At 58.3% G+C, this 25,058-nt stretch carries 29 protein-coding genes and 1 tRNA gene; 11 read left to right on the top strand and 19 right to left on the bottom strand.

Annotation, left to right across the window (positions count from 1 at the left end; all coding sequences use genetic code 11):
- Nucleotides 1–118: 118 nt before the first annotated feature.
- The 6 genes from RG540_RS03440 to RG540_RS03415 all read right to left on the bottom strand — a co-directional run bounded on the left by RG540_RS03440 (nt 119) and on the right by RG540_RS03415 (nt 4,891).
- Complete coding sequence (locus RG540_RS03440; protein WP_038584573.1) at nt 119–1,156, bottom strand: sulfate/molybdate ABC transporter ATP-binding protein; 1,038 nt, start codon at nt 1,154–1,156, stop codon at nt 119–121.
- Nucleotides 1,157–1,171: 15 nt separating this feature from the next.
- Complete coding sequence (gene cysW / locus RG540_RS03435; protein WP_038584570.1) at nt 1,172–2,050, bottom strand: sulfate ABC transporter permease subunit CysW; 879 nt, start codon at nt 2,048–2,050, stop codon at nt 1,172–1,174.
- The gene (cysT, locus tag RG540_RS03430; RefSeq protein ID WP_038584568.1) at nt 2,043–2,900 is read right to left on the bottom strand and encodes a sulfate ABC transporter permease subunit CysT; all 858 of its coding nucleotides are present in this window, start codon (nt 2,898–2,900) and stop codon (nt 2,043–2,045) included. The genes cysW and cysT overlap by 8 nt, the downstream gene beginning before the upstream one ends.
- 13 nt (nt 2,901–2,913) lie before the next feature.
- Complete coding sequence (locus tag RG540_RS03425; RefSeq protein WP_038584565.1) at nt 2,914–3,960, bottom strand: sulfate ABC transporter substrate-binding protein; 1,047 nt, start codon at nt 3,958–3,960, stop codon at nt 2,914–2,916.
- A 299-nt stretch (nt 3,961–4,259) separates the two neighbouring features.
- On the bottom strand, nt 4,260–4,412 hold the full coding sequence (locus RG540_RS03420) for a type II toxin-antitoxin system ParD family antitoxin (protein ID WP_244446614.1): 153 nt from the start codon (nt 4,410–4,412) through the stop codon (nt 4,260–4,262).
- A gap of 23 nt (nt 4,413–4,435) precedes the next feature.
- On the bottom strand, nt 4,436–4,891 hold the full coding sequence (locus RG540_RS03415) for an RrF2 family transcriptional regulator (RefSeq protein WP_038540778.1): 456 nt from the start codon (nt 4,889–4,891) through the stop codon (nt 4,436–4,438).
- A 360-nt stretch (nt 4,892–5,251) separates the two neighbouring features.
- Between RG540_RS03415 and RG540_RS03410 the strand changes: the two genes are divergently transcribed.
- The 3 genes from RG540_RS03410 to cysN are packed head-to-tail and all read left to right on the top strand — an operon-like array spanning nt 5,252 to nt 8,517.
- Nucleotides 5,252–6,022: a phosphoadenylyl-sulfate reductase gene (locus RG540_RS03410; protein WP_038584562.1), complete on the top strand. Its 771-nt coding sequence runs from the start codon at nt 5,252–5,254 to the stop codon at nt 6,020–6,022.
- A 40-nt stretch (nt 6,023–6,062) separates the two neighbouring features.
- Nucleotides 6,063–7,016, top strand: coding sequence for a sulfate adenylyltransferase subunit CysD (gene cysD, locus RG540_RS03405; RefSeq protein ID WP_038584558.1), 954 nt, complete (start codon nt 6,063–6,065; stop codon nt 7,014–7,016).
- 1 nt (nt 7,017) lies between these two features.
- A complete protein-coding gene (cysN, locus tag RG540_RS03400) occupies nt 7,018–8,517 on the top strand; it encodes a sulfate adenylyltransferase subunit CysN (RefSeq protein ID WP_038584557.1) in 1,500 nt (499 codons plus the stop codon).
- Nucleotides 8,518–8,581: 64 nt separating this feature from the next.
- Here cysN and RG540_RS03395 read toward each other — a convergent pair whose 3' ends face one another.
- From RG540_RS03395 to RG540_RS03340, 11 genes are all read right to left on the bottom strand, one after another.
- Complete coding sequence (locus RG540_RS03395) at nt 8,582–9,607, bottom strand: LacI family DNA-binding transcriptional regulator (RefSeq protein WP_038584554.1); 1,026 nt, start codon at nt 9,605–9,607, stop codon at nt 8,582–8,584.
- Nucleotides 9,608–9,889: 282 nt separating this feature from the next.
- Nucleotides 9,890–9,966 (bottom strand) — tRNA-Pro (locus tag RG540_RS03390).
- A gap of 9 nt (nt 9,967–9,975) precedes the next feature.
- A complete protein-coding gene (locus RG540_RS03385) occupies nt 9,976–11,562 on the bottom strand; it encodes a site-specific integrase (RefSeq protein WP_038584552.1) in 1,587 nt (528 codons plus the stop codon).
- Nucleotides 11,562–12,056, bottom strand: a complete 495-nt coding sequence (locus RG540_RS03380) for a hypothetical protein (RefSeq protein ID WP_038584549.1) — start codon at nt 12,054–12,056, stop codon at nt 11,562–11,564. Before RG540_RS03380 ends, RG540_RS03385 begins: the two co-directional genes overlap by 1 nt.
- 656 nt (nt 12,057–12,712) lie before the next feature.
- The gene (locus RG540_RS03370; protein WP_038584543.1) at nt 12,713–13,036 is read right to left on the bottom strand and encodes a hypothetical protein; all 324 of its coding nucleotides are present in this window, start codon (nt 13,034–13,036) and stop codon (nt 12,713–12,715) included.
- Complete coding sequence (locus RG540_RS03365; RefSeq protein WP_157884572.1) at nt 13,033–13,683, bottom strand: hypothetical protein; 651 nt, start codon at nt 13,681–13,683, stop codon at nt 13,033–13,035. Before RG540_RS03365 ends, RG540_RS03370 begins: the two co-directional genes overlap by 4 nt.
- Nucleotides 13,676–14,206 (bottom strand): hypothetical protein, encoded by a 531-nt coding sequence (locus RG540_RS03360; RefSeq protein WP_038584538.1) that lies wholly within the window; start codon nt 14,204–14,206, stop codon nt 13,676–13,678. Before RG540_RS03360 ends, RG540_RS03365 begins: the two co-directional genes overlap by 8 nt.
- Nucleotides 14,207–14,219: 13 nt before the next feature.
- On the bottom strand, nt 14,220–14,672 hold the full coding sequence (locus RG540_RS03355) for a hypothetical protein (RefSeq protein ID WP_038584535.1): 453 nt from the start codon (nt 14,670–14,672) through the stop codon (nt 14,220–14,222).
- The gene (locus RG540_RS03350; protein WP_038584533.1) at nt 14,669–15,211 is read right to left on the bottom strand and encodes a metallophosphoesterase family protein; all 543 of its coding nucleotides are present in this window, start codon (nt 15,209–15,211) and stop codon (nt 14,669–14,671) included. Before RG540_RS03350 ends, RG540_RS03355 begins: the two co-directional genes overlap by 4 nt.
- 164 nt (nt 15,212–15,375) lie before the next feature.
- Nucleotides 15,376–15,939: a hypothetical protein gene (locus tag RG540_RS03345; RefSeq protein WP_038584530.1), complete on the bottom strand. Its 564-nt coding sequence runs from the start codon at nt 15,937–15,939 to the stop codon at nt 15,376–15,378.
- Complete coding sequence (locus RG540_RS03340) at nt 15,936–17,564, bottom strand: replication initiation protein (RefSeq protein WP_080724869.1); 1,629 nt, start codon at nt 17,562–17,564, stop codon at nt 15,936–15,938. Before RG540_RS03340 ends, RG540_RS03345 begins: the two co-directional genes overlap by 4 nt.
- 390 nt (nt 17,565–17,954) lie before the next feature.
- On the opposite strand from RG540_RS03340, the gene RG540_RS03335 reads away from it, so the two are divergent.
- From RG540_RS03335 to RG540_RS03310, 5 genes are all read left to right on the top strand, one after another.
- On the top strand, nt 17,955–18,317 hold the full coding sequence (locus RG540_RS03335) for a hypothetical protein (protein ID WP_038584524.1): 363 nt from the start codon (nt 17,955–17,957) through the stop codon (nt 18,315–18,317).
- A gap of 431 nt (nt 18,318–18,748) precedes the next feature.
- Nucleotides 18,749–18,949, top strand: coding sequence for a hypothetical protein (locus tag RG540_RS03325; RefSeq protein ID WP_038584518.1), 201 nt, complete (start codon nt 18,749–18,751; stop codon nt 18,947–18,949).
- Complete coding sequence (locus RG540_RS03320; protein ID WP_038584515.1) at nt 18,949–19,632, top strand: hypothetical protein; 684 nt, start codon at nt 18,949–18,951, stop codon at nt 19,630–19,632. Before RG540_RS03325 ends, RG540_RS03320 begins: the two co-directional genes overlap by 1 nt.
- A 130-nt stretch (nt 19,633–19,762) precedes the next feature.
- A complete protein-coding gene (locus tag RG540_RS03315) occupies nt 19,763–20,740 on the top strand; it encodes a hypothetical protein (RefSeq protein WP_038584512.1) in 978 nt (325 codons plus the stop codon).
- 84 nt (nt 20,741–20,824) lie between these two features.
- Nucleotides 20,825–21,856 (top strand): nucleotidyl transferase AbiEii/AbiGii toxin family protein, encoded by a 1,032-nt coding sequence (locus tag RG540_RS03310; protein WP_038584510.1) that lies wholly within the window; start codon nt 20,825–20,827, stop codon nt 21,854–21,856.
- Nucleotides 21,857–21,859: 3 nt separating this feature from the next.
- On the opposite strand, the gene RG540_RS03305 is transcribed toward RG540_RS03310, so the two are convergent.
- Nucleotides 21,860–22,525, bottom strand: coding sequence for a hypothetical protein (locus tag RG540_RS03305; protein WP_038584507.1), 666 nt, complete (start codon nt 22,523–22,525; stop codon nt 21,860–21,862).
- Nucleotides 22,522–23,139, bottom strand: a complete 618-nt coding sequence (locus tag RG540_RS03300) for a hypothetical protein (RefSeq protein ID WP_038584504.1) — start codon at nt 23,137–23,139, stop codon at nt 22,522–22,524. The genes RG540_RS03305 and RG540_RS03300 overlap by 4 nt, the downstream gene beginning before the upstream one ends.
- A gap of 106 nt (nt 23,140–23,245) precedes the next feature.
- On the opposite strand from RG540_RS03300, the gene RG540_RS03295 reads away from it, so the two are divergent.
- From RG540_RS03295 to RG540_RS03285, 3 genes are read left to right on the top strand one after another with little or no spacing between them, the layout of a single operon-like run.
- A complete protein-coding gene (locus tag RG540_RS03295; RefSeq protein WP_157884571.1) occupies nt 23,246–24,616 on the top strand; it encodes a hypothetical protein in 1,371 nt (456 codons plus the stop codon).
- Nucleotides 24,616–24,849: a hypothetical protein gene (locus RG540_RS03290; protein ID WP_038584498.1), complete on the top strand. Its 234-nt coding sequence runs from the start codon at nt 24,616–24,618 to the stop codon at nt 24,847–24,849. Before RG540_RS03295 ends, RG540_RS03290 begins: the two co-directional genes overlap by 1 nt.
- Entirely contained in the window at nt 24,846–25,058 is a 213-nt protein-coding gene (locus RG540_RS03285) for a hypothetical protein (protein ID WP_038584495.1), read from the top strand. Before RG540_RS03290 ends, RG540_RS03285 begins: the two co-directional genes overlap by 4 nt.

Genomic DNA, 25,058 nt, shown 5'->3' with positions numbered 1-25,058 from the left:
TCGTGATTAAGGTAAAAACGTCACGCAATAAAGAGGCGTGCACTGCGATTTAGCAGAAGTCAACGCAGCCGCCCGCATATGCGGCCGGCTGACGTCAACTTCAGGCTGCAACAGAGGCTTATTTGCGGAAAACCTTCCAACGGGTCGGGCGGAAACGCGTTTCGCTGCCGAGCTCGATCGGCGCATGCAGCGGCACTTCGACCTCGACGTGATAAGGCGCGTGGCCGTCATTGGCGATGTCGATTTCAGCGATGCGGGTGCCGGCGAGGCGGCGACAGGCGGTGACCTTGCCGAACAGCGCGTCCGGCGCGTCGACGAGCGTCACGTCCTCCGGCCGGAAGAACAGTTCTCCTGCCCCGCTGCCGGTTTCCGCAATGCCGATCGGCTGGCCCTGGAAAAGCATGGTGCCATCCCTGACCTCGACCGGGAGCTGCGAGGACTCGCCGATGAAGGAAAAGACGAAGGGCGAGCCCGGCCGGTCATAAACGTCGTCAGCCGAGCCGACCTGTTCGATTTTGCCCTGGCTCATGACCACGACGCGGTCGGCAAGTTCCAGCGCCTCTTCCTGGTCATGGGTGACGAAGACGGTGGTGTGGCCGGTGCGGTCGTGGAATTCCCGCAGCCAGCGGCGCAGCTCCTTTCGGACTTTGGCGTCGAGCGCGCCAAACGGTTCGTCGAGCAGCAGGATGCGCGGCTCGATCGCCATGGCACGGGCAAGTGCGACGCGCTGGCGCTGGCCGCCGGAAAGCTGGTTCGGATAACGCTTCTCGAGTCCACCGAGCTGAACCATCTCCAGGAGTTCGGAGACCCGGCGCCGGATTTCCGCCTTGGTCGGGCGGCTGGCGGTCGGCCGGACCTTGAGGCCGAAGCCGATATTCTCGGCGACGGTCATATGCCGGAACAGCGCATAATGCTGAAAGACGAAACCGACATTGCGCTCCTGCACCGAATGGTGCGAGGCGTCCTGATCACCGAAGAAGATCTTGCCCGATGTCGGGAAATCGAGGCCGGCGATCAGCCGCAGCAGCGTCGTCTTGCCGGAACCCGACGGACCGAGCAGCGCGATCAGTTCGCCGGAGGCGATCTTCAGCGACACGTCGTTCAGCGCCGGGAAACGATCGAATTCCTTGCGGATATTGTTGATGGTGACTTCCATCTAGCCTCAGACCTTTCAATGCCTGCCGCCGGCAGCGCCGGCACCGAACCGAAGTTCGAGAAGGGTTTTCAATGCAAGGGTGACGAGCGCCAGCAATGCCAGCAGCGACGCCACCGCGAAGGCCGCGACGAAGTTATACTCATTATAGAGTATCTCCACATGCAGCGGCATGGTGTTGGTGAGACCGCGGATATGGCCCGAAACCACCGAGACGGCGCCGAACTCACCCATGGCGCGGGCGTTGCAGAGGAGCACGCCGTAAAGCAGGCCCCACTTGATGTTCGGAAGCGTCACGTACCAGAAGGTCTGCCAGCCGGACGCGCCGAGCGACAGGGCCGCCTCCTCGTCGCCGGTGCCCTGGTCTTCCATCAGCGGGATCAGTTCGCGCGCGACGAAAGGAAAGGTGACGAAGACGGTGGCGAGCACGATGCCCGGCACGGCAAACAGGATGGTGATGCCGTGGCTCTTGAGGATCGGGCCGAGCAGGCTGTTCGAGCCGAAGAGCAGCACGTAGACCAGGCCGGAGATGACCGGCGAGATCGAGAACGGCAGATCGATCAGGGTGATCAGGAAGGATTTGCCCTTAAACTCGAACTTGGCAATCGCCCAGGCGGCGCAGAGCCCGAAGACGAGGTTGAGCGGAACGGAAATCACAGCCACCAGAAGCGTCAGGCGGATCGCTGCGGCGGCATCGGGCTCGATCAGGGCCTCGTAATATTCCACCCAGCCCTTGCGGAAGGCTTCGACGAAAACGGATACCAGCGGCAGGAGCAGGAAGAAGGCGAGGAAAACCAGTGCCAGCCCGATCAGCAGGAACTTTGCGAGCGGCCGCTCGTCGGCGGGGCTCCGGAATGGCGGCGGGTTGCCGAGCGCTGCGCGGGAGACTTCAGACATTGCCGTATCTCCTGCGGTTCCAAGCCTGGATGAGGTTGATGACGAAAAGCATCACGAAGGAGATGATCAGCATGATGGTGGCAATCGCCGTCGCACCCGCATAGTTGAACTCCTCCAACCTGATGACGATCAGCAGCGGCGCGATCTCCGAGACATAAGGGATATTGCCGGCAATGAAGATGACCGAGCCGTATTCGCCAACGCCTCTGGCGAAGGCGAGCGCAAAACCGGTCAGGATCGCCGGCGTCAACCCCGGCAGGATCACCCTTGAAATCGTCTGGAAGCGATTGGCGCCGAGGGTGGCTGCGGCTTCCTCCACCTCGCGGTCCAGCTCTTCCATGACCGGCTGCACGGTGCGCACCACGAAGGGCAGGCCGATGAAGACCAGCGCCACGATGATGCCGAGCGGCGTGAAAGCGATGCGGAATGGCATGAACAGCGAACCGACCCAGCCGTTCGGTGCATAAAGTGCGGCGAGCGCGATGCCGGCGACCGCTGTCGGCAGTGCGAACGGCAGGTCGACGATCGCATCGATCAGCCGGCGACCGGGGAAATTGTAGCGGGTCAGCACCCAGGCGACGATGGTGCCGAAGACGACGTTGACCAGCGCGGCCACGAAGGCCGTGCCGAAGGATATATAAAGAGCGTCCAGCGTGCGCCGGTCGGTCAGAACAGCGAAAAACCCGCTCCAGCCAAGCCCGGCAGTACGCCAAAGCAGGCCAGCAACGGGGATGAGGATGATCAGCGACAGGTAGGCGAGCGAAAAGCCGAGCGTCAACCCGAAACCCGGGATGATGCTCGGCCGTTTCAGTCGCCACTTTGCCGGTGAGGCGGTGGCGTTATGGATCATTTAATATTCCGACTTACTTACCGGGCTTGTAGATCTGGTCGAAAATGCCGCCGTCACCAAAATGTTCGGGCTGCGCCTTCTTCCAACCGCCGAAGATCGGATCGTCAATGGTGACGAGCTTGATGTTCGGCAGCGCCTTCAACAATTCCGGCTTTACCACATCGGGCTTCGAAGGACGATAGAAGTGCTTCGCCGCGATATTCTGGCCCTCGTCGGAGTAGAGATACTGCAGATAGGCCTCCGCCTGCTTGCGGGTACCCTTGGAATCGACGGTGGCGTCAACGACGGCAACCGGCGGCTCTGCAAGGATCGAGATCGGCGGAACGACGATCTCGAAGGCATCCTTGCCGAATTCCTCGCCGGCGAGATAAGCCTCGTTTTCCCAGGCAAGCAGAACGTCGCCGATCTGGCGCTGCGCGAAGGTGACCGTCGAGCCGCGGGCGCCGGTGTCGAGAACCGGGGCGCGCTTGTAAAGCTCGCCGACATAGGCCTTGATCTTGGCCTGATCGCCCTTGTATTCCTCGTTGGCCCAGGCCCAGGCGGCGAGATAGTTCCAGCGGGCGCCGCCCGATGTCTTCGGGTTCGGCGTGACGATCGAGACGTCGCCCTTCACCAGGTCGCCCCAGTTCTTGATCCCCTTCGGATTGCCCTTGCGGACGAGGAAGACGATCGTCGACGTGTAGGGCGAGGCATGGTTCGGCAGACGGTCGCGCCAGCCGGCCTTGATCTTGCCGGACTTTTCGATCGCGTTGATGTCGCTTTCAAGCGCCAGCGTCACGACGTCGGCCTCAAGGCCATCGATGACCGAACGAGCCTGCGCGCCGGAACCCCCATGCGACTGGCGGATCGTCACGTCTTCGCCGCCTTGCGCCTTCCAGTATTTGGCGAAGGCAACGTTGAAATCCTTGTAGAGCTCGCGGGTCGGATCGTACGAGACGTTGAGAAGCTGGCTATCGGCAAAGGCCGGCGCCACGATGCCGGCCGTCAAGGACAGACCGAGAGCGACAGCGCCCAAACGCGCACCTAGTCGCCAGCCCAATCCCGGGGCAAATTTGAACATGAGGTCCCTCCTGTGGTTCTGCCAAAACTCTATCGGTTGGGTCGTCTTAGTCAATCGAGGCCGGGAAGAAGGCAAAACTGTTTCCCTTTGGGGGCCCGCGACGACAAAGAAACCATTAACCCTCACTACATGGACAGAATGCCAGCATTGGCAAACGGGCGGTTTGCAAAATCACAATCCGGCCATAATCGGGATTTTTGGGGTACGGGAGGAGAATTTTGCGGGGATTTGGATCGGAATGTGGTGCCCTCTCCCCCGCTGGAGAGAAAGCATCTCGCGGAACTATCGTGCTGATACGGTTATCGGCCGTGCCGCTCGCGCATACGCTTGAGGAAATCTTCGTTGTCGAAGGTCCGTGGCAATCCGGATTCTTCACCGGCAATCAATGCATCCACCAACGCCTTGACCTGCGCCGAGTGCTCGTCGAGCGATATCGGTGTTTTGTGCGCCATGTCCGCCTCCTGCCCGGCCATGCTCAAGCCGTCAGCAGTTCCCTGACCGGGGCCTTGGTGTCGCCGGCGCCTTCGACGGCATCGGCGATCGTCGTGTTGAACAGCACGTCGCGGGTCGCATCGGCGACGCGAGCGAAGACGTGGCGGATTTCGCAGAGGTGTTCGCCGTCGCAATCCTCGCATTTGCGGTAGGCGGTCTGCGACAGGCAGGGCAGCGGCGCAATCGGCCCGTCGACCAGGCGCAGGACCTCGCCGAAGGTGATGGCGTCAGCGGGTTTCAGGAGAAGATATCCGCCCTGCTTGCCGCGGCGGGAAACGACGATGCCGGAGCGTTTCAGGTCGAGCAGGATCTGTTCCAGGAATTTCTTCGGAATGCTCTGCTGGAGGGCAATCTCTGAAATCAGCATCGGCTCTTCGGGATCGGCCTGGGCCAGGGCGGCCAGGGCCCGCAGAGCGTATTTCGCTTTCTGGGATATCATCACGCAACCATCGACAATAGCGCCGCCGCAAGGTAAATAGTCCTTACGGCGCCGCTCAGTTCAGCTTCGTTCGGGGCATCCACGGGGGCGCCGGAAGGGCGCTCAGGGGCTGCATATCCGCCAGGGGAAACAAAGCCCCGGGGACATGTTCCCGCAATAGCTCAAATCACGAGAAAATACAAACCAATGCAGGGGTTTCCGGGATAAATTCGGTCACTTTTGGTTAAGGCGGCAGGTTTTCTGTGTGAGCGTCGCTTTGGAGAGATATTTGCTCCGCATCACCATGGGAAGAAACGGGTTTTCCTGTCTTTACGCGCGCGGAATCTGGATAATCCAGCAATTGCTCACGGAAGAAGACCCATGACACTGCACGATGCCGCCGGCCAGGATCGCCTAGGATTGGCCGCCACCCTGGACGCAAAGCTTGAAAGCCTCGACCTTGCCGGCCGCCTGGCGCTCGCCGCCGAACTCGGCCGCGCCGTGTTCACGACCTCCCTCGGCATCGAGGACCAGGTGATCACAGCGGCGATCGGCACGCACCGCCTGCCGGTCGAGGTCTCGACGCTCGAAACCGGGCGGCTGTTCAAGGAAACCGTCGACCTGATCGGCGAGAGCGAGGAGCGCTACGGCATCGAGATCCATCGTTTTCGGCCGGAGCAGGACGACATCGATGAATACGCGGCGAAATACGGGCTCAACGGCTTCTACGATAGCGTCGAAGCCCGCCACGCCTGCTGTCATGTGCGCAAGCTGAAGCCTCTTGCCAAGGCCTTAGCCGGCGCCGACATCTGGATCACCGGCCTTCGCCGCGGCCAGTCGGGTAATCGCGCCGCGACCCCGTTTGCCGAATACGACGCCGAGCGCAACCTGATCAAGATCAACCCGCTGGCCGACTGGGACATCGAGACGATCAACGCCCATGTGGCGTCGGAAGCGATCCCGGTCAATCCGCTGCACAAGCGCGGTTATCCGTCGATCGGCTGCGAACCCTGTACCCGCGCCATCAAGCCCGGCGAGCCCGAGCGCGCCGGCCGCTGGTGGTGGGAAAACGACGAGAAGCGCGAATGCGGCCTGCATGTGCCGGAAAACGCCGCTCAACCGATCGTAGAGCCTGGCCCCCAAGCGAACTGAAGCCTTTTTGTTTGTTTCTAGAGACTACCCGGAGACCGAAATGCCCTTGTCAGTACAGGAAACGGAAGTGAAGAACCCGCCCGTTTCCAGACCGCCGCTCGACCCGCATCTGAAGGCCCTCGAAAACGAAGCGATCCACATCTTTCGCGAAGTGGCGGCGGAATTCGAAAAACCCGTCATGCTCTACTCGATCGGCAAGGACTCGTCCGTCCTGCTGCATCTCGCCCGCAAGGCCTTTTATCCCGGCCGCGTCCCCTTCCCGCTGCTGCACGTGGATACGACGTGGAAGTTCAAGGAGATGATCGAGTTCCGCGACCAGATCGCCGAGAAATACGATCTCGACCTCGTGGTCCACACCAATCCGCGCGGCGCCGAGGAAGGCATCACGCCGTTCACCCACGGTTCGGCGCTCTACACCGACATCATGAAGACCGAGGCCCTGCGCCAGGCGCTCGATGCCGGCGGCTACGACGCGGCCTTCGGTGGCGCCCGGCGCGACGAGGAAGCCTCCCGCGCCAAGGAACGCATCTATTCGTTCCGCACCCCGGACCACAAATGGGATCCGCGCAACCAGCGCCCGGAACTGTGGAACGTCTATAACGGCATGGTCCGAAAGGGGGAAAGCGTGCGCGCCTTCCCGCTTTCCAACTGGACCGAGGTCGATATCTGGCGCTATATCCAGGCGGAGGACATTCCGCTCGTGCCGCTCTACTACGCCGCCGAACGCCCCTATGTGGAGCGCGACGGGATGATGATCCTTGCCGAGGATCCGCGGCTTGAACTGCTGCCCGGAGAAACCGTACAGCAGGGCATGATCCGTTTCCGCACGCTCGGCTGCTTTCCGCTGACCGGCGCCATCCGCTCGACCGCCTCCAACCTTGAAGAGGTGATCGCCGAGCTCGAGATCGCCACCGTTTCCGAACGCCAGGGCCGCGCCATCGATCGCGACCAGTCCGGCTCAATGGAAAAGAAGAAGCGCGAAGGATATTTCTGAGATGACCGCTCCCGCCCAAAACGCCTCGGCGACCATCCTGCCCTTCGCGGAACCCCTGAAGGCGGTGCGCGACACACGCCCGCTGCGCCTCATCACCTGCGGCTCCGTCGACGACGGCAAGTCGACGCTGATCGGCCGGCTGCTCTGGGACACCAAGGCGGTCAAGGAAGACCAGGCCGCGACGCTTGCCCGCGACTCGGGCGGCCAGAACGACCTTGGCCTGCCGGACTTCGCCCTGCTGCTCGACGGCCTGCAGGCCGAACGCGAACAGGGCATCACGATCGACGTCGCCTATCGTTATTTCTCGACCGATCGGCGCTCGTTCATCGTCGCCGACACGCCCGGCCATGAGCAATACACCCGCAACATGGCGACCGGCGCCTCGACCGCCGATCTCGCCATCCTGCTTGCCGACGCCCGCGCCGGCCTTCTCGAACAGACCCGCCGGCACGCGACGATCGCCGCCCTGATGGGCATTCGCCAGTTCGTGCTCGCGGTCAACAAGATCGACCTCGTCCACTACGACAAGGCCGTCTTCGACAGAATCTCCCACGATTTCCGCGAATTCGCCCTGTCGCTCGGCGTGCGCCAGATCACCGCCATCCCGATGTCGGCGCTCAAGGGCGAAAACGTCGTTTATCCGGCCGATGCCTCGATGCCCTGGTATGACGGCCCGACCCTGGTCGATGCGCTCGAACTGGCGACCGTACGCTCCACCCAGGCCGGCGGTTTCCGCCTGCCGGTGCAGCGTGTCGTGCGTCCCGGCGAGAGTTTTCGCGGATATCAGGGGACTGTCGCGGGCGGCTCGGTGAAGCCGGGCGACTCCGTCGTCGTCCTGCCTTCCGGCACGGTCGCCAACGTCAGCCGGATCGTCACCTTCGACCTAGTGCGCAACGCGGCGGTCGCAGGCGATGCCATCACGCTGGTTCTCGACCGGCAGGTGGACGTGGCGCGCGGCGACGTGATCGTTTCGCTCGACGGCCAGCCGATGACCGGCCACCATTTCGACGCCCAGCTCGTGTCGCTGCAGCCGGGCGGCATCGAGCCCGGCAAGCGCTACTGGCTGAAGAGCGGTTCGCGCCGCCAGCGCGTCGCCGTCGAACCGATCAGCCAGCTCGAGCTTGCAACCGGCAAGTGGCAGCCGCATGCCTCGACGCTCGCCATGAATGCGATCGGCAAGGTACGCCTCTCCTTCGAGGAACTGGCGGTTTTTGACGCTTACGAACAGAACCGCTCGACCGGCGCCTTCATCCTGATCGATCCGGATACGATGAACACGGTCGCAGGCGGCATGATCACCGCCAAGCGCACCGAAATCGGCGGCATCCACCGCGCTGATGCCCCAGCCGGCCAGCGCGTCGTGCTGTCGTTGCCGGCCGATCTCGCCGAGCAGCTGATGGCCAGCGAACTCTTCGCCAGCCGCCGCGACGAGACCGAGGTCAAGCGGATGACCGCCAAGCAGGCGGCAGAGCTGTTTTCCAACGCCGGCGGCGATATCTGATCGTTTCGATCGGCAGGAAATGAAAAAGGGGCCGGAAGGTCCCTTTTTTGTCGCCAAGCCCCCGTCAGGCGGGCGGGCGCGTCGAACCGCGCTGAATGAGATCGAACGGCAGCTGGATCACCCGGCTCGGCAGGCATTCGTCGTTGATGGCACGAATGATGAGATCCGTGGCGCGATAGCCCATCTGGAAACGCGGCACTCGGATGGTCGTCAGCCTCGGTTCGGCGCAGAGCGCAAAATCCAGGTCGTTATAGCCGCAGATCCCGAAATCATCCGGCACGCGCAGTCCCGCCCGTTGCGCCTCGAACAGCGCGCCGAGCGCAAGATCGTCGTTCTGGCAGAATACCGCGTCGACATCGGGCGCCGTTTCCAGCAGCCGCTTGAAGAGGTCGCAGCCGAGCTGCATGCTCGTTTGCTTGTGCTCGGTCATGACGAGGCCCGGATCGTAGAGCCCCGCCTCCTGCATCACCAGCGCATAACCATCATGCCGCCGCTGGGCGCGAAGATCGCGGCTGCCGCCGATCAGGCCGATGCGGCGATATCCGCAGGCAAGCAGATGGCGCGTCGCAGTCTCCGCCGCCTCGCGATGATTGATGCCGACGGCGATGCCCGAGGGCAGCAGGTTGAGATCGACGATCTGCACCACCGGGCACGGCGCGAGCTCAAGCAGATCGCTGACCCGCTGGTCCTGCAATCCCGTCAGCAGGATGCCGGCCGGATGCTGCGACAGGAAAAGCTTGACCTGGCGGTATTCCTGGTCCGCATCGTGGTTGGTATTGGCATATTGGATGCGGAAATCCGTATCGCGCACCCGTTCCTCAATGCCGCTCATGATGCCGAGATAGGCATGATTGGTCAGCGCCGGAGCCAGAACCCCGATAATGCCGTTGTGGCGGCTTGCGAGCGCCCGGGCGGCAAGATCGGGTACGTAACCCATCTGCTCCACCTGGCGGAGGATCTTCTGCCGAAGCGGTTCGGACACCTTTTCCGGTTCTCGCAGGGCGCGGGACACGGTGATCGAGCTGATCCCCAGAACATTGGCGACATCAAGCAGGGTCACCCGTTCCGATCTGGCGCGTCTAGGCGGCATGCGCTTTGCGGCCCTCTCCCCTGCCAGGCGCAGGCACTACCGCCGAAGCGGTTCCTGAGCCGGAAGGTCTTTCAACAAGTTACACGTTCCCGCCGCCATGATGCATTAACGGGATGGCGATCCCTAGTATAATCTCGCCCTGCTAAAGTGCGGGTTGTGGATAAGACCGATCCAAAGCGCCAAGCTCTATGTAATCGGCTGTGCAGCGGGTTCGCTGAGACTATGGTTTTTACGGGAAAGGCTATCGGGAGAGCGAAATCTCTTGGGAAACCAAGGATCGACTGGTCGGAGTGGAGTGATTCGAACACTCGACCCCCACGTCCCGAACGACGTGCGCTACCAGGCTGCGCTACACTCCGTGACCAGTATTAGCGTCTATAAGTCAGCCTTTCTGGGACTACAAGCGGATTTTCATCGATTCCTGTCGATTCCTGTTTACTGCCATTAATTTCCATTCTGTCGATAACTGTCGGTTTCTGTCGGACGTTCACGGTCGGTTTTCCGTTCGTGCCGCGCAACTGTCGCTTGTGAATAGCCCGCGTTGGGTCGGACAGCGCATCGGCGATTCGAAGAAGGTCTTGCTCACGATGCTTGGCGTAGGTCTTCACCAGCGTCTCCGTTGACATGCCCAGATAACCCGCAATCGATGGCAGCGGCAGGTCTGCCTGAGAGCACATCCAGGTCGCTGCAGTGTGTCTAAAAATGTGGATGACGGCATCGTTGTCGACACCAAGGACCTCATCGAACAGGGTCCGCATGCCGTCCTTCACGTCGCCCGGCTCCTGCTTGCCGGTTCGGTGATACGGATAGGCACAAGGATAATCGATACCTTGTGCCCGCCAGCGAGCCAGTCGGTTTGCCGCAATTTCAGTGATCGGGAACGAAGGCGCTTTCTTGGTCTTGTATTTCACTTCATCGTCGCCAAGTCGGTGATAGCGTCCACGCCAGACGAGCACCTGACGCTCTTCGCCCGTGATCCGATGAGTGCGCATGACTGGTTCCTGCCACAGCTCTACCCAAGGCCGGTCACCCTCGTCCTTGAAGCCGACACGTTCAACTTTGTCTTTTCGCGATCCAGTGGAAACTGCAAGGAGGATGAACCGAGCAAGATGTCGGCGTGTGAACAAGCCCTTTACCGGCCCGCCGTTAACCCAGCCCATGCCCTTGTGATAATATGCGGCACGGATGAGCCTTTTGATCTCTTCGAAACTGAAGATCGCTGACCTGGCCTCATATTTCGGCGGAAGGAAAATGTGGACCTTGTGGCGGATCAGTTCGTATTTGATTGCGAACGTGATCGTCGCGCTGAGTTCTTCCAGATATCGGCGTGATGCTGACGGCCGGTATTCAATAGTTGCAGGGTTGAATGGTTCAAGCGGTTCAGGGGGCTTTGAGCGAAGTGTCGGAAGGACCCGGGTTCGTCGACTGGCTATCATAGCATGGATGCGCTTCTCGCGAGCGTCGGTTATTTTAGCGTAAGCTTCGAGCTTTTCCTCATACCGGCGACGGAGAAAGTTATGGTGTTCCTGCTTCCGTTCGATTTCTCGGTGATGAACAAAGACGCCGAAATCTTCGCACTTGATGCGACTGATACCTTCTAGAGGTGTGTCTTGAAAAAAATCGAGCACTGCTGCCAATCTCCTGACTGAATCCTCCGGCCGGGCAACCGGGGTCGGATAGTCAGAGGACGGGACGAAATTCTTGATCCTCCGGTCGACATAGAACGCAATGACATCTGCGACGGTGATCTCAGCTGTCGACTGCCGCCTAATCTCAAGCTTGCCTCCAGCCTCCTTTTCGGCCTTGTATTTTCTGACCTCGTCGTAGGCTCGGGTCGCTCCTTCGTTGTTATCGCCACCAAAACCCAAGCTGATTTTCTTGCTTCCATCACGAACGTGCCACTTGTCGATTGTCCTGTCGTACCATGGCCGTATGCCTTCCGCTTTGCGTCCCATCACTTACCTCCCTTCTTCTTGTTTTTGAGCATGTTGCTCAAGTCGAGGAGCTTCGCTGACGCGTTGGCGACCGAGGCACTGCCGCGCTGCTTCTCGAAGGTGGTTCGCGTGGTTGGCGTAGCGATTGATATCACCTTGGCCTGTGACTGCTTTCGTTCGCCATCGGCATCCGAACGGGACAGCCAATCTCGGATGGCAGCTGCGGTTACGAACTGCTTGCCCTTCTTCCAGATGCACACCAGGTCGCCCTTTTCAATTGCCAGGCGCAATGAGTTCTGGCTGAACGTTGGCCCCGGAACATCGTTCTTCTTATCCTTGCGCATTGAGCCGCCGAGCAACGGATGGCAAGCCGCCCGACTGATATGGATCAATTCGTTCTCGGCCGGAGTATATGTCTTGAGTATCTCGCGGGCTTTCTCGACGTTGCCACGGACTATTTTTGAACGCGCGACTACTTCGGCCACGCTTTGAGCGAGGTCGTTCAAATCATTCATGTTTTTGGGGTTCCGGTTGCAGTTAAGTTCCGCCGAAACATATCTGTCGGGTGACGTTGGAGCAATAGGTCCGAGAAAAAAGCAAAATGATTTCAGACGCTTGTCCCAAATGTCGGGGCCAAATTAGTTGACACCGATGTTTAGGACATCGGTATTTTAACGATCCGACCACAAGTGATTGAAATCGGCTCGTTTCAGTAATGGAGTCTGGAAAGCAACTTGATTACTGAAAAACCGCAGAAGCAAATCTGTTCTACGCTGCCTGAAATATCTGCGTCTGCTTGCAAGCGGTACAGGTCCGGATACCGATGCCAGGGCTGACGAAGGGGTGCGGTGCTTCCGGATTCAGGCATGTCCTGACTGCGACGCCAGGCTGCTGGAGTTCATCCCTCGTCAATGAATAAAGGCCGATCCTCGACCCCTTTGTCGCAACTGCAACGACTGATCGTCCGAGTGCGGCAGCTATCTGCGCATTCGTTTTTCCCTCTTGATACAGCTTCACCAACTGGTCAAAGTCGGTCTTCGTCCAAGCTCCTTCCCTCATTTCCATCTCCAAAAACTTGCGTCTGAAAACAGAATGCGGCAGGATTCCATCGGCCGCCACGGAATTTAATCCTATTGCGGTGCTCATCGATCAGTTTGGTAGCTAGTCCGTTTTAGGTTCCGTCTGGACGTGAAGATGCCCGAAAACCCAAGGCTGTCACGAGTTCCGACATCAGCCGGTCGACTTCATCGTCCTGCTCGCGAGTGCCGTCGTTGTCCCAGCTGACAGAGTGGCCTGGCCGGTGGTCGACGCATTGTTCCAAGACGAAATTGATATCCCCCAGAGCCGCGATCTTTTCGAGATATTCGATCAGGATGGGATATTGCCGCTCGTCGAGGATCACCGAGCAGCCCTCGGAAATCATGTGTCCGGCAAGGAATTCCAGCGTCCGAGTGTAGTCGATCAGTTCAGCGTTGGCGGCGCGAAGTGGCTTCATTCTTTTGTCTCGCTTTCCTTTAAGGTCCACGCATCGAGATCAAGGATGATGCCGTCTCGGCTCGGGTCAGGCTCTCCTACTATGTGTTTGTGCCGCTCGCAAAGCGTCAGGCATACGCCATACCCAAAACGCAGCCGAGCTGGCTCGCCGCACTCCTGACACGTCACCAAACTCGACCGGTGTGCTTCCCTATGGAGATCGATTACCTGCCTCTCTACCGACAGGATGTAATCTGAAAAGAGCCTGAGCGCACCGAATTTTTCTTTGCCCCACCGCAACCATGCCGCCTGCTTTCCCTCGATCACAAGCGAACGCAGGCCGTCGGCGTAGGTCTTCAGAATGTTCGTCCAACCCGGCCCGAATTCGAGACCTCGACCGCCGGGGCGCGAGTCTGGCGTGTAGATGTCGCTATAGTCAGCTTTGAAATCCTCGAACCGGCGGCGGCTGATTTCAGCTTTGAACAGCGCTATATCATCTTCTGAGAGACGGATTTCGCGCCAGTTTTTCCAGACTTCGCCGCCGCTCAGCACTCGCGGTTTTGGTGATATAGCAGGGACGATGTCACCGACATTGACGATCTCAACAAGAGTCATGACGTCGGTGCCGAGGCGCTCGGCAGCTTCGTGAACTGTCAGGAGTTCAGTCATCGTATCGGTTATCGGCATGTACATCGCAGAGCGTTTTGCGCCACTGCGTTTTCCCCCGCAGACGACCGGGAGCGCCGCACTTTTCACAGGTCTCTATCGACGCTACGAATGCTTCCTTTTCCGCAGCCCGGCATGCCTCCAAGCCGACCGGATCGCAACGGTACCGCAGCTCCAGGCCGCCCCATTTTTCTCCGGCCGACTTCAGAACAAATCCGGGCTGCTTGTGACCCACGATCAGGAAACGGTCGACAAGCGGCAGCCATCCGTCGTCGCAGGAAATCTTGTCTGCATCCGGTGTCGCAGCCTCCAGCTGGTCGTAGACCTGGCGCGAGACTTCCATAACACACTGACTGACAATCCAAGCCCGAGTGATGCCGGTCAAATGCTGGAAATGCGGCAGGAAAAACTGCTTGCGGCGATCCTGATTCAAGCGTTCCTTGCGGTCGAGGTCGGCGGTCGTGGCCAAATATTCGGCGACCAGCGTCTTCATAAGCGGACGCTCGACGGCGAGGACGGGCTGCATTTGCGCTCGGAATTCAGTCATGGAAAAGGTCTCCGGTTCGGCCGCGTGCAATCCACTGACGGCGCTGTTCGGCATGCTTGGGGCAAAGCGCCTGGTAATAACCGCCGAAATTTCCGATCTCGCCTTCATCCGAGCAGATTTCGCACGTAACCGCGCTGTTGTCGGACACTACGCGACGCAGCCCGTCAAGCTCGGCTGCCAGCTCATCTGGGTAGCTTTCGTCCTCGACTCGCGGACGGATGTAGACCCGTAGCTCACCGAATTTTTCCTTGATCTGTTTGATAACGGCGCGATCAATCCAGCCATGCTTTTCAAGGATCGTCTCTGCGTCACGGAGACGGTCAGCAACCAACTGCAGCCAGCCATTCTCGACGGCAAACTCGACAGTTGGAGGCAGGATGCGGGCGTGCTTTTCACGGAGCCCGGCGATGAATTCTTCGCGGTCAAATCCTTGAGGAAGCGTCATGCTGCGACCTCCGCAACCACCATCCCCGCTGTCAGCTGCCGGAATGTCCGAGGGGTGAAGGCGACATCAGGGCAGTCGACCCCGACGTCACGGCTGCGGCTATATGCAGGCAGGCGGCCATGCGAATGCCCGAAAAAATGCCAGGAACCGTGGTGTGACGCGGGCCAGACGCGCATCCCATAATGACAAAGCGTTACCCGTTCTCCGTCGACGTGAGCCTCAGCCATCTGAACGGGCGGTTGATCCCAATCGAGGTCGGCCAGCTGTTTATGAACACGACCTTTGGAATCGGTGTCATGGTTCCCTACGATCAACCGAATGCGGCCGTGGAGCTGTTGGAAAATCTTGCGAGTACGGTCGGCATCGCCAAAACCGAAATCCCCCAAATGCCACACGATATCGGTCGGCTTAACAGTCGAATTCCAGTGCTCAATGAGAGCCCGATCCATCTCTTCCGTCGTAGAGAACGGACGGTATTGGAGCATCAACTGATGGCCAAAGTGGGTATCGCCGATAAAATACTGCTGAGTGAACGCCATTGTTGCGAGTCCTTAAAATCTAGTCACACGTATCCATTCGCCGCACATCGCGGCATCAGCGATTAGGCTGATATTTTCTGGGATAGGGTGAACTGGACTCGCATTTCGGGTGCCTTGGTTAGCATTGATGGCTGTCGATATACAACCATACAGGAGTCCCCGGTTCAAGCGGAAACTGGCGAAAGGTTAACCGATTGCTTCTTCTTGAGCGCGGCTTCCTTCTTGTCCAGTTTTACCTGAGCTTCTTCACCGAGATCATCGCGATGAACGACGTCGCCGGTCTTAGACGATATCGCGATGATAAGCGCGTCAGAGTATTCCTCTTCGCCAGGTTCCAGCTTTCTGTCTTTTGCGCCGCCAGACCGCTTGTATTCGATGATCGAGCGGAATTTTTTACGGACATCGTCCGGCCCTGTAATGCCGAAGAATGTTTCGCCGAACGTATAGATATAACCAGGTGGCAGGTCCTTCGGCTTGTGGCACATCAGCTGTAGTGTTGCCGAGATCATGCCTTCAAGCTTCTGGTCGATCTTGTAGATCATCGGCCAGCGCTCAGGCATCTTTCCGATTACCGTCTTCTCGACCCAGCTCTTGAGCTGCTCATCGGTCCAGCCGAACGGGACCCACACGTCTTTGATAAACCGGGCAAAAGCTTCAGCATCCTTCGCCATTTCCGGGGACAGAATGAACCGCCAGCTGGGTAGAACTTTTTCAGGATCGATGGTCATGCGTAAATCTCCGTGCCTTTTTTAATCGGCGACAGCCCGTTTAAAAGTGTGCACCACTGGTCGAGGGTCGGGCGGATGTCGGTGGCGTAGGTACCATCGTGGCCGCTCTCGTCAGAGTAGTGCGAGACCAGCGTGATCGTCCTGGTGCCGTTCCATTTGATCGACGACAGGCGTTCGAAGACGCGGCGCTCCAGCTCCTCGACCGGCATGCTGAAATAGATATGGGCTTTTGTGCATGTCTCGAACGTGATCGGCTCTTCGACCGGCTCGGACTCGATCAGGCTGGAAATGTATTCGGTCGCCTTCTTATTCACCTTGCGACGACGATCCGTCTTCCAGCCAACACGATCTCGTCGACCACTCTCAGCTTCGCTCGCAATGAAAGAACGCAGGTGACGTGGAAGCATGTCTAGGTGTGCCAGCAGATCAGGTTCGGCGACCTCCTCGGAAAGGAAGCCCCAGCATGCGTAATCGGGACCCTCAGCTTCGATTGCCATCAACAGGCTTTCTCCGCGATATGGCCGGGTCTCGAAGCCTGGAGTCAGGGCCTTGTTGTCGATAGCTTCTTGGAGCGCCACCAGCCATAGCTCCAGGATTTTCCAATGCACCAAGCCGTGCATTGGAGACCCTTCAACACTGAAGGCTTTGCTTGCTTTGAGCCAGATGTCTGACCGGACCTGATAACGGGGATCATCCTTCCCGCCGCGTCGGAACTGGGTCTTGTCGTACCGGACCCTCACGTTGTGCATAGCCGGTGGGTTGATCGTGACTGTGAAGCGGTAGGCACTGATCTTACGGCCTCTAACGGCTTCGTATTCAGGCTCGCAGGTAACGGAGAATTTCCGGACGTTTTCGATGTCTTTGACGAAGGTCTCCGTTGCGAATTTGGTCAGCTTCCCGATATTGAACTTGCCGTTCTCGTCTTCAGGATAATCGATCTCAGCAACCAGACGTCCGGGCTCGATCTTCAGTTCAAACGTGTTCGGTTGTCCGGGCTTCCATTTCCGTTGAGATGCCTCGAACGCCAGCCACTTATATAGAGGTGCTGAGTACCGGCTACTCATGCCATCGGTCGTGAGCGGTACGAGTTCAATGTGGGCATACTTACCTACACCAAGGTCCCTCATTAGCTCGCGGATCGGTTCCGGCCACTGCCATCCGATAACCGCATCGTCACCTTTGATCTCCTGCCAGCTGGTGATCATTTGCACGCCCACGAACCGAGAACCGGCAGCTAAGGTGTATGAGAGCTTGATTTCGGCTAGCTTTTCGAGAGACGCGATGATGTCGGTGGTCTTTGTGTGCGGTCCCAGGAAGCGCCGCAGAGTTGACAGCGGCATGCGGTAAGCCCGCTGTTCCATATTCTTGTCGTGTTCATAGGACCAGCTCTGCAGGTATTCGTAAACGCCAAAGTCGAAAGCCGTCAGGGTATGATCGGTTTCGACCTTGACCCCTTGCAACATTGCCTGAGGCCGGGGGCTTTCCGGCGCGAGGTCGCGGACGAGGTATGGGGTGTCGACGATCTTAGAGAGACTGCCGCGTGCGGATGGCTGGAAATTCTGTCTCTTAGGCTGGGTGACCGGGGTTGCAGGAGCAGGCATCGGCGGGCGAACTGAAACTGACATTGGCGTGATCTACGTTGATTTAATCCAGTGTCAGATCGTCGGCGGGATTAAATCAAGAAGTATTTAATCCTCTCAATTTTCCTGCAGAGGAATAAATAAAAACACGTCAACCAGATGTGTGGGAATTTGGGAATATTAAATAATGTCAACATTGGTGAGTGTGGGAATTTGGGATTAAATAACGCTCTGAAATTGAGGTAATTGGTTCCGTGTTCACAGACTGGGGACCCCAATACTAACAGAAGGTTCTGCTAGCGGTTCTTAGGGCTGCATGCTTTCCCGGAGATGCTGCGCATCTAAGAGTAAGAAAGGCAGAGGTTATTCGGGTTCCTTGCGTCGCCGTCGGATAGTTTCAACGTAGTGAAGTTACGTAGTGAAAGGGCGAGAGCCATGCCCCGCAAATCCGATCCAGGCAATGAGTATTTCCGGTCAGCAACTGAGCGCTCCCGGCGCAAGGCTGCGGTTGAAGGGCGTCCGGAGGCATCGTTCGCCGACGCAGCTCTAGCGGCGGCTGTTTATGCCTATTCTGTCCGAGCGATGGACGAGAAGATCGATCCTCCTGGCCTCCGCTGGATTCTGAAGGCAGCCACTGCAATTCTTGCTTCGCACCCAGGACGTTCCTTCGACGGCGAAGCGGCTCACCGGAAGATCATTCAGAGAGCGGGCATGCGCCGTAAGGCTGACGACCGGCGCTTTCGTAAAGCTACGAAGAACATCCCGCTTCCGAAGCCAAAGGGCGAGGTCTCGAAATGACCTCTGTAACTTCCGTAGAGGCCGATCAGGATCGTTTGAATCAGACGCCGGTCTCTCCCCATTACTTCGTATTTTTACATCACCAATATCGCGTTTCCCGTAGTGAAATTGACGATGTTATCCGGTCCTGTCATGCCGGTTTGAGACATGTTGCTCGGAACGACCCTGATCATGCTCAGCATCAGAACGGGGTCGGCTTTTCGGTTTCCGATCAACGGATCGGGCACAAGCTTTCGAAAGTACCGGTCCAGACATTCTTGAGAAGCGAGGTCCTCGCAACGGTCCTGATCAGGCTTGCGATCAAATACCGCCGACAAATCCCTCCAGCTCTACGGTTCGATCCGAATAACCGGCAAGCCGCTCTCGACGTCTAGGGCTTGGCCGTTTCCGCCGACCGGTGTCTCCTGGTGGGAATCTCCTGGAGAACCCCCATGCCCCATCCCGATCTATCCAAGCTCACCGACGCCGAGGTCGCAGAATTTAACCGCCGCCAGTTGGCGAACTGCCAGCTATACGGCCTGAACGTCCTGGAGGCGGAAACTAAGGGTGACGGCCGCGTGGCAAGGGTTGCGGCCGCCTGTGCCCTGAACGACGTCAGAAACCGCCGTCAGACGATCTGGAGCAAGCGCTAATGGCTGGCCACTCATCCGATTTTTCCGATCCGTCAGACCACATGCTCAAGACAACCGAGCTAGAGGCTGTCGTCAAATGGCTTCGGGACAAGATCAAAGAGATTGAATCTCCGGAGCCTCCTGATCTCACCGAGGTGAAGGACGACATCAAACGGCTGTTCAAGACCAATTTCAACGGCGCGGGCGTGGACGGTGGTGGCTGGTCCAGCGACCCCAAAGCTATAAATTACTTCGACGACCCGGACCGTCAGCGCTCGATGTTCTCCACCATCTTCGGTATCGACGGCTACGGCGCGGCTTGGACCCAATTTCTGACGGTCTCGACCAGCTCGTCCGTCATGCGCCTGACTTACGGCAACGAGACGAACATCGCTCAGTGGCTCGACACCAATGGCAAGAGCTTGTCGACAGTCACACTCGGATCGACCGAAGCTTTAGACGCACTGAGCGGCAAGAGCGTCATCGAGAAAGCTATCGGCACTCCAGAGATGATCAATGCCATCGGCACCAAGACCGCTTTGGAACTCGTATTCGGCAATGCCACGAGGGCTGCGACCTGGGTGACGTCTTTGAGATCATTGGCGGAGGGTGTCTACGGCGATAGCAAACCAAATATCACCCATGACCCCATCATCATGAGGATCGCCAGCATCGAAGCCCGGCTGACAGCGCTCGGAGGATGACGATGGCTATTGCGCTCTGCTCCGCCAGCAATCACCATAATGTTTCCCCGGCGCAACCGATCTTTTCCAACTGCGCCCACCTGGCCTGTGCGCGTCTATCGCTGCCGGGCCATTTTTTTGGGAGCTACCTATGACAACCGGACTATCCATCGGCCTCACCGGCAACTGGCAGCAAGCGGCCGCCGAACTCGACCAGATCGGTCGACAGGTATTTCCTGCAGCTATGGCCGGTCTGCTGACGAAAGCCGCCTGGGACGTGCGTGACGCAATGCGGACGTATATCTCATCCGGCGTCATCGACAAGCCTCGGGATTTCACCAAGAAGGCCTTCACGGTCAAGCCTGCCAACTGGCGGGATGGCGACAACATGAAGGCCGAGATCAACGTCCTTCCTAAGCAGGCCGAATATTTCTGGTTCCTGATCATGGGTGGCGACCGTCATCCGCAGGACTCCGGTAAGGGTGCAGCCAACGACTTCCTGACGTGGTCCCGCCGACCGACCGGGTTCGGCGGTGCGTATGCCAAGAATTTCGTCAAGAAGACCTCGCACGACAACAGAGAAGAACGTCTTGCCCGACGAGGAGCGCGGGCAGCTCGGCATGCATTTGCCACTGCCACTGCCAATACCATCGGGCCGCACCGCGACATGCGTTGGATCGGCCGCCAAGGATACAAGCCCGCGACGTTCTTCGGCACCGTCCAGGGCATCGAGGGCTATTGGCAGCGCCCCGCTCGCCTGACCAAAGAACAGCGCTGGGCGATGTATGGAAAGAAGGTCAACACCTTCAACACCCGTGTCGCAGCTGCTCAACGCCGGATGGACCGGGTCGGCAACCTCAACGGCATCAAACAGGCCACCCGAGACGCCTACGAGCAGTCCCAGCAGGGCATCACTCCTCGTCTGGCTCATATGCCGTGGACGAAGCCGGGGCAGCAGGCAAAGCTCCTGCTCGCGTTCCGGTCGACCGTCCCATACGACGCTCGGTTCGACTACGACGGCGTGATGACCTCAGCATTCAACAACCGTGTCAACGATGCTGCCCTGGCGTCAAGCCTCCGATATCATAAGGGCATCTTCCAAACGAATGCGGGTCGATACGCGCCATAACCGTCGGCCAATATCCTGCCGAAATTCGTCGTATGCGTCGGCTGACCTCACGCTCTCCCAAACAAAAGCTTTGGGAGAGCTACAATGGCCAACGACGCCACATACGATATCGGCAAGCGCACGATAGACCGCATCAAATCCGCATCATCCGTCCATGAGATCGACACCCGCAAGTCCTGCGAACGCTGGCTTTGCGAAGAACTGTCGAGAGCCTTCACCGCCGTCGAACCTGTTTTTCATCTCGTGAAAGGCGGCCTGCTGCATGCCCAGATCACCAGGGAAACCGGCGACCTCGACATCACCTTCGCTCGGAAAATGTCGGAGAGCGAACTCCTCCGCGACCTTCACCAAATGGCCCCACTCCTGGCTGCGAAAGGAATCGAGATCGCCAAAATCGGCGACATGCAGAACCTCATCATCAACGGCGACGGTGGCATGCGCTTTCCGATAACGGCAATGGTCGGCGGAACCCGGATCAACACCCACATCGACGTGACAGGCGGCATGCGCCATCTGCCTGCAAAGATGAAAGATGAGAACGGCCATGCTCGGAAGGTGCAGAAGTCGTTTGGATCGGTGTTCTTCAAGGGGCAGCAGCCGCTGGAAGCCTTTTATCAGCCATTTGAGGCACAGGCCGCCGACAAACTCGCGACCGTCGTCCTGCGTCCTGACACGACCCGTTGGAAGGACTTCGACGACCTGTCACGGCTCTATGAGATGGGTCTGAACAGGACGAGGATTGCCGTCGAGATGGCCCACAAGCTGAGCTACATGTATAAGACGGCTCGGGACGTACTTCTCGCCCTCCCAGAGGTTCCCGCAACCATGAGCTTTGACTACGCCCGTGAAAAAGCAGCTCACTGGCAGATGTGGCAGCAGAGGAACGGCAGGACCACAAGCACGGACTTCGAAGTCATCGCGTGTGACAGCCGAAACCTCTACTTCGACGTCCGAAAGGTCTTGGTCGACAGCTATCAGCCGGTACGCAAGCCAAAGGTAGAACGGAAACCAACAATTTCCGAGGTCAAGGAAGCTTTCGGCGGGTCGGACAGCAACGTCATCCAGTTGGGACGATACCGCGATCCAGCGACCTTGGCTTTCAACCCGAAATTCTGAAAGTCAAATCGGGAATAACCCTGGTGGCTCTCCCGCTTCTATCCTCTTCTTTTCCAACTCCTGACGCCGGGCCTCGCGCTCGGCGTCATACTTCGCACGCTGCGCCAACATCCTGTCAAAGGTCGTGCGGGGATCGTAGTCTCGCCTGTCGGCAGTCGGAACCCCGTAATGATCCTTCAATGACCGGACCAACTCCAAGGTCGCCAGGCCTTGGTTTGAAAACAGGACTCGCTTTTCCGAATAATATTCTTCGTAGTCTGGTGGAAACGCGATCTCGGAGCCAACAAACTCAAGACCCTTTACAACGCTATCATGCTCCACTTTCAATCTGAATGCGGCATACATCAGCTCTCGCTTCAAAGACGTCCAACCGAGATCGCCGGGGTATTCGAGCGTCGGCTCGGCTCCGTTGGTATGGCGGTACCCCTCCGGATCGTAGCTCCCTTCGTCCTGTACGCAGGCGGAGCATTCGTCGACATACTTGTCCAAGATGACCGTCAGGCGAACGGCCGTCAGCCATGCGAGCCTCTTCCTCTTCCCACCCTCGATGAAGACGTCTTTAAACGCTCCCAAGAACGTACCGAATGCAACGGCGATCAGCGTGCCGCCAATGGTAATCAGGTTTCGTCCAAACTCATCTGCAGCCAGATTTCGCAGCCACTCAATCATTTGCGCGACTTCCGCTGCTTCTCCAGCTCCTTGAAATCGAGCCCGTATCGTTCTTCTAACGCCGCCAGAATTTTGGGAACAGTTGTGCCGACGTGAAGCGTGTGCTTGCCGATCTCTATATGAGCGCCCAGAACCTCCGTGGCCGTCCAGTCGTCATAGCGACCCCGGAACATCTTCTCTTCGCCGGACAATCTGTAGTGACTGCCTCCGGTTTGAACGTTGATGCTTTTCCAGTTCAGACCGGCCGCAATGCCGTCCGCAACGACGGAATAGAGGGCATTTGGGTACAGCCCCCGACGAGCGCGACGTTCCGCTTTGAGGGCCTGCTCTAAACCCGTCGTGAGCACGTAGGCGATCCCCATTTCGCCGGTCATCGCGAAATTCGCTACTTGCTGCATCACCGTCTGATGTCGCCTGTTCTTTGTTTCCTGGAACCGCTGACAGAACTCGGCCCAGGCTTGGAGTGTGGATGCGTAATCATCCTCTGATCGACCGGGCTCATTCGCTTGAAGACGTGCGGCCTTTATTACGGCGTCCGGGACAGGATCGTCGGTGATCGGGACGTTCTTGTCCGAGAGCTTCCGGAGAAACTCAATTGCTTCTTGTCGGCTCATGTTTCCCCCGGCAACACGATTCTTGCATCAACCACTTGTGGCCGAACAGTTTTGCGGCAACCATTTCAATAACGCCAACAAAAAGACGGTAGGGAGCCGTCAGATCATGGCTAAGTTCACAAAGAAAATCCGAATTAAAGAATACGAAGTTCTCAACAATCAGTTCATTTTGACTTTTCGGCTCTCAGGATACGCCGACCAGCTCGCGTTTGGCGCTGAGTTCAACAGTAAATCCACTGTTCTGTTGGAATACGAGGCTGAAGAAGCCCTTTACGGGTTTGGGTTCCTCGATGCCGATCTCGACCAGATCATCAGCGAACTGGTCGACTGGCTACAAAAGCCCCGCAAAAATCTTGACGGCCTGTCTCACGCCCACACGATGCGCTCCCGTTTTGAGGTCACCGAACGCCTGGAAGCAGAACGCCGTGGCAAAGCCGCCGCCGAGCGCATCGCAATGGAGGCTCCTTGCCTTGATTGGGCGATGTCCGTTACTGAAGAGCTGGTCGACGAGCCTGCTATCGTTGCCGGTGCCGATGTTCAGGCTTCCAGCCAGACGAAAGCTCTCGACGACTTCCTTTCGGCTGACAAGCGTTCGGAGGATGCCGCCAAGTTTATCCGAGCCCACTTCACGAAGGACTTCAATTCGATCTGCGACCGCGACCTGAAGCTTGGTCGTGACACCGTCCGCGAAGTAGCCGATGCGACCAGGGATATGCTCATTAATCCTGTCCAGGAGATGGAAGAACTCGCCGCTTCACTTACCGATGGTTTCATTTCCCGGGAGCAGGCTGCAGAACGTATGGGCGTTGACCTGAAATGTATCGCCCGCCGTGGTGAAGCTGATATCGATGAGATGAATGCAGCCGATAGGGCTCGCGCTGACGCTCCTGCAGGCATCTTCTACAGCACATTTCCTGGTTGGATGGATGTTACCCCACCTGACAGTGAAGGTTCGGCCGACACCGAGGCTCAGCATGCCGTGGAAGCGACCAGCAATCGTATCTCAGCAATGGAAACGGCTGGGCTCGGTGAAGAACCCGTCCACCCCCTGGAGGAGATCGCCGCCTTCAACAAGGCGGTCAACGTCGGCAGTCCCTCGCCGACCACCGAAACGGCAGCAACGAACGCTTGGGTGCCGCTTTCTGCGCGGCCCTACAGCGGGAAATCTTATCTTTATGACCTCGTCTGGAATACGAGATTTCATCTCACGCGGGCAGAATCTTTAACCCGTCGTCGCCACCATAACAAAGCATCCGAAGCTTTCGAAAATCTCGACGCCGCGTTCGGCAAGCTTTGCGACTACGTTGACTATTTCGAGAAGCCTCAGGCACTACCGACCGCTGAGATCGATAAGGCCGTCAACGCGATCCACACCCAAGCACGCCGTTTCGTCAAGCCGATGACGCTCAGGGAACATGATTTCTTGAGAGATGTCATCCGCGAGGAGATAGAGAAGGTTGTTGGGGGTGTGCTGTGATGATGCAACACGCAGGACGAACCTTCCACAAAATTCAACCCGGCCAAGCATTCGTAGAGATACCTGAACACTACCAAATCGAGTTCGTCGACGGTGGCTACTACCTTGAATATCGTAAACCGGTTCGAGACTGGCCGCTCCTCGGCATGCACGCCCTGACGATTTTTTGCATGATGGTAGGTGTTATAGCTATCGTCTTCGGCACTGCTGCGATTGTGATGGGTGTAGCATGATCAACCTTCTCACATCCGTCGTCGTGATCGTCATCTCGACATGCCCAGCCACCGCGCCGGTTCCCATCGCTGTTCCGGCCGCTGTCATGGCACCGGCACCGGAAATCGGCTCCGAGGCATGGTGCTTAGCCGAACAGGCGAAAGTTCGGGATCATTTCATCGCGCACGGAATGAAACCACCCGCCCACATCCATACGTGCAAGGGTTAA

This window comes from Neorhizobium galegae bv. orientalis str. HAMBI 540 (genome assembly GCF_000731315.1).
Lineage (GTDB): Bacteria > Pseudomonadota > Alphaproteobacteria > Rhizobiales > Rhizobiaceae > Neorhizobium > Neorhizobium galegae.
This window is presented reverse-complemented; position numbering and strand designations above follow the sequence as displayed.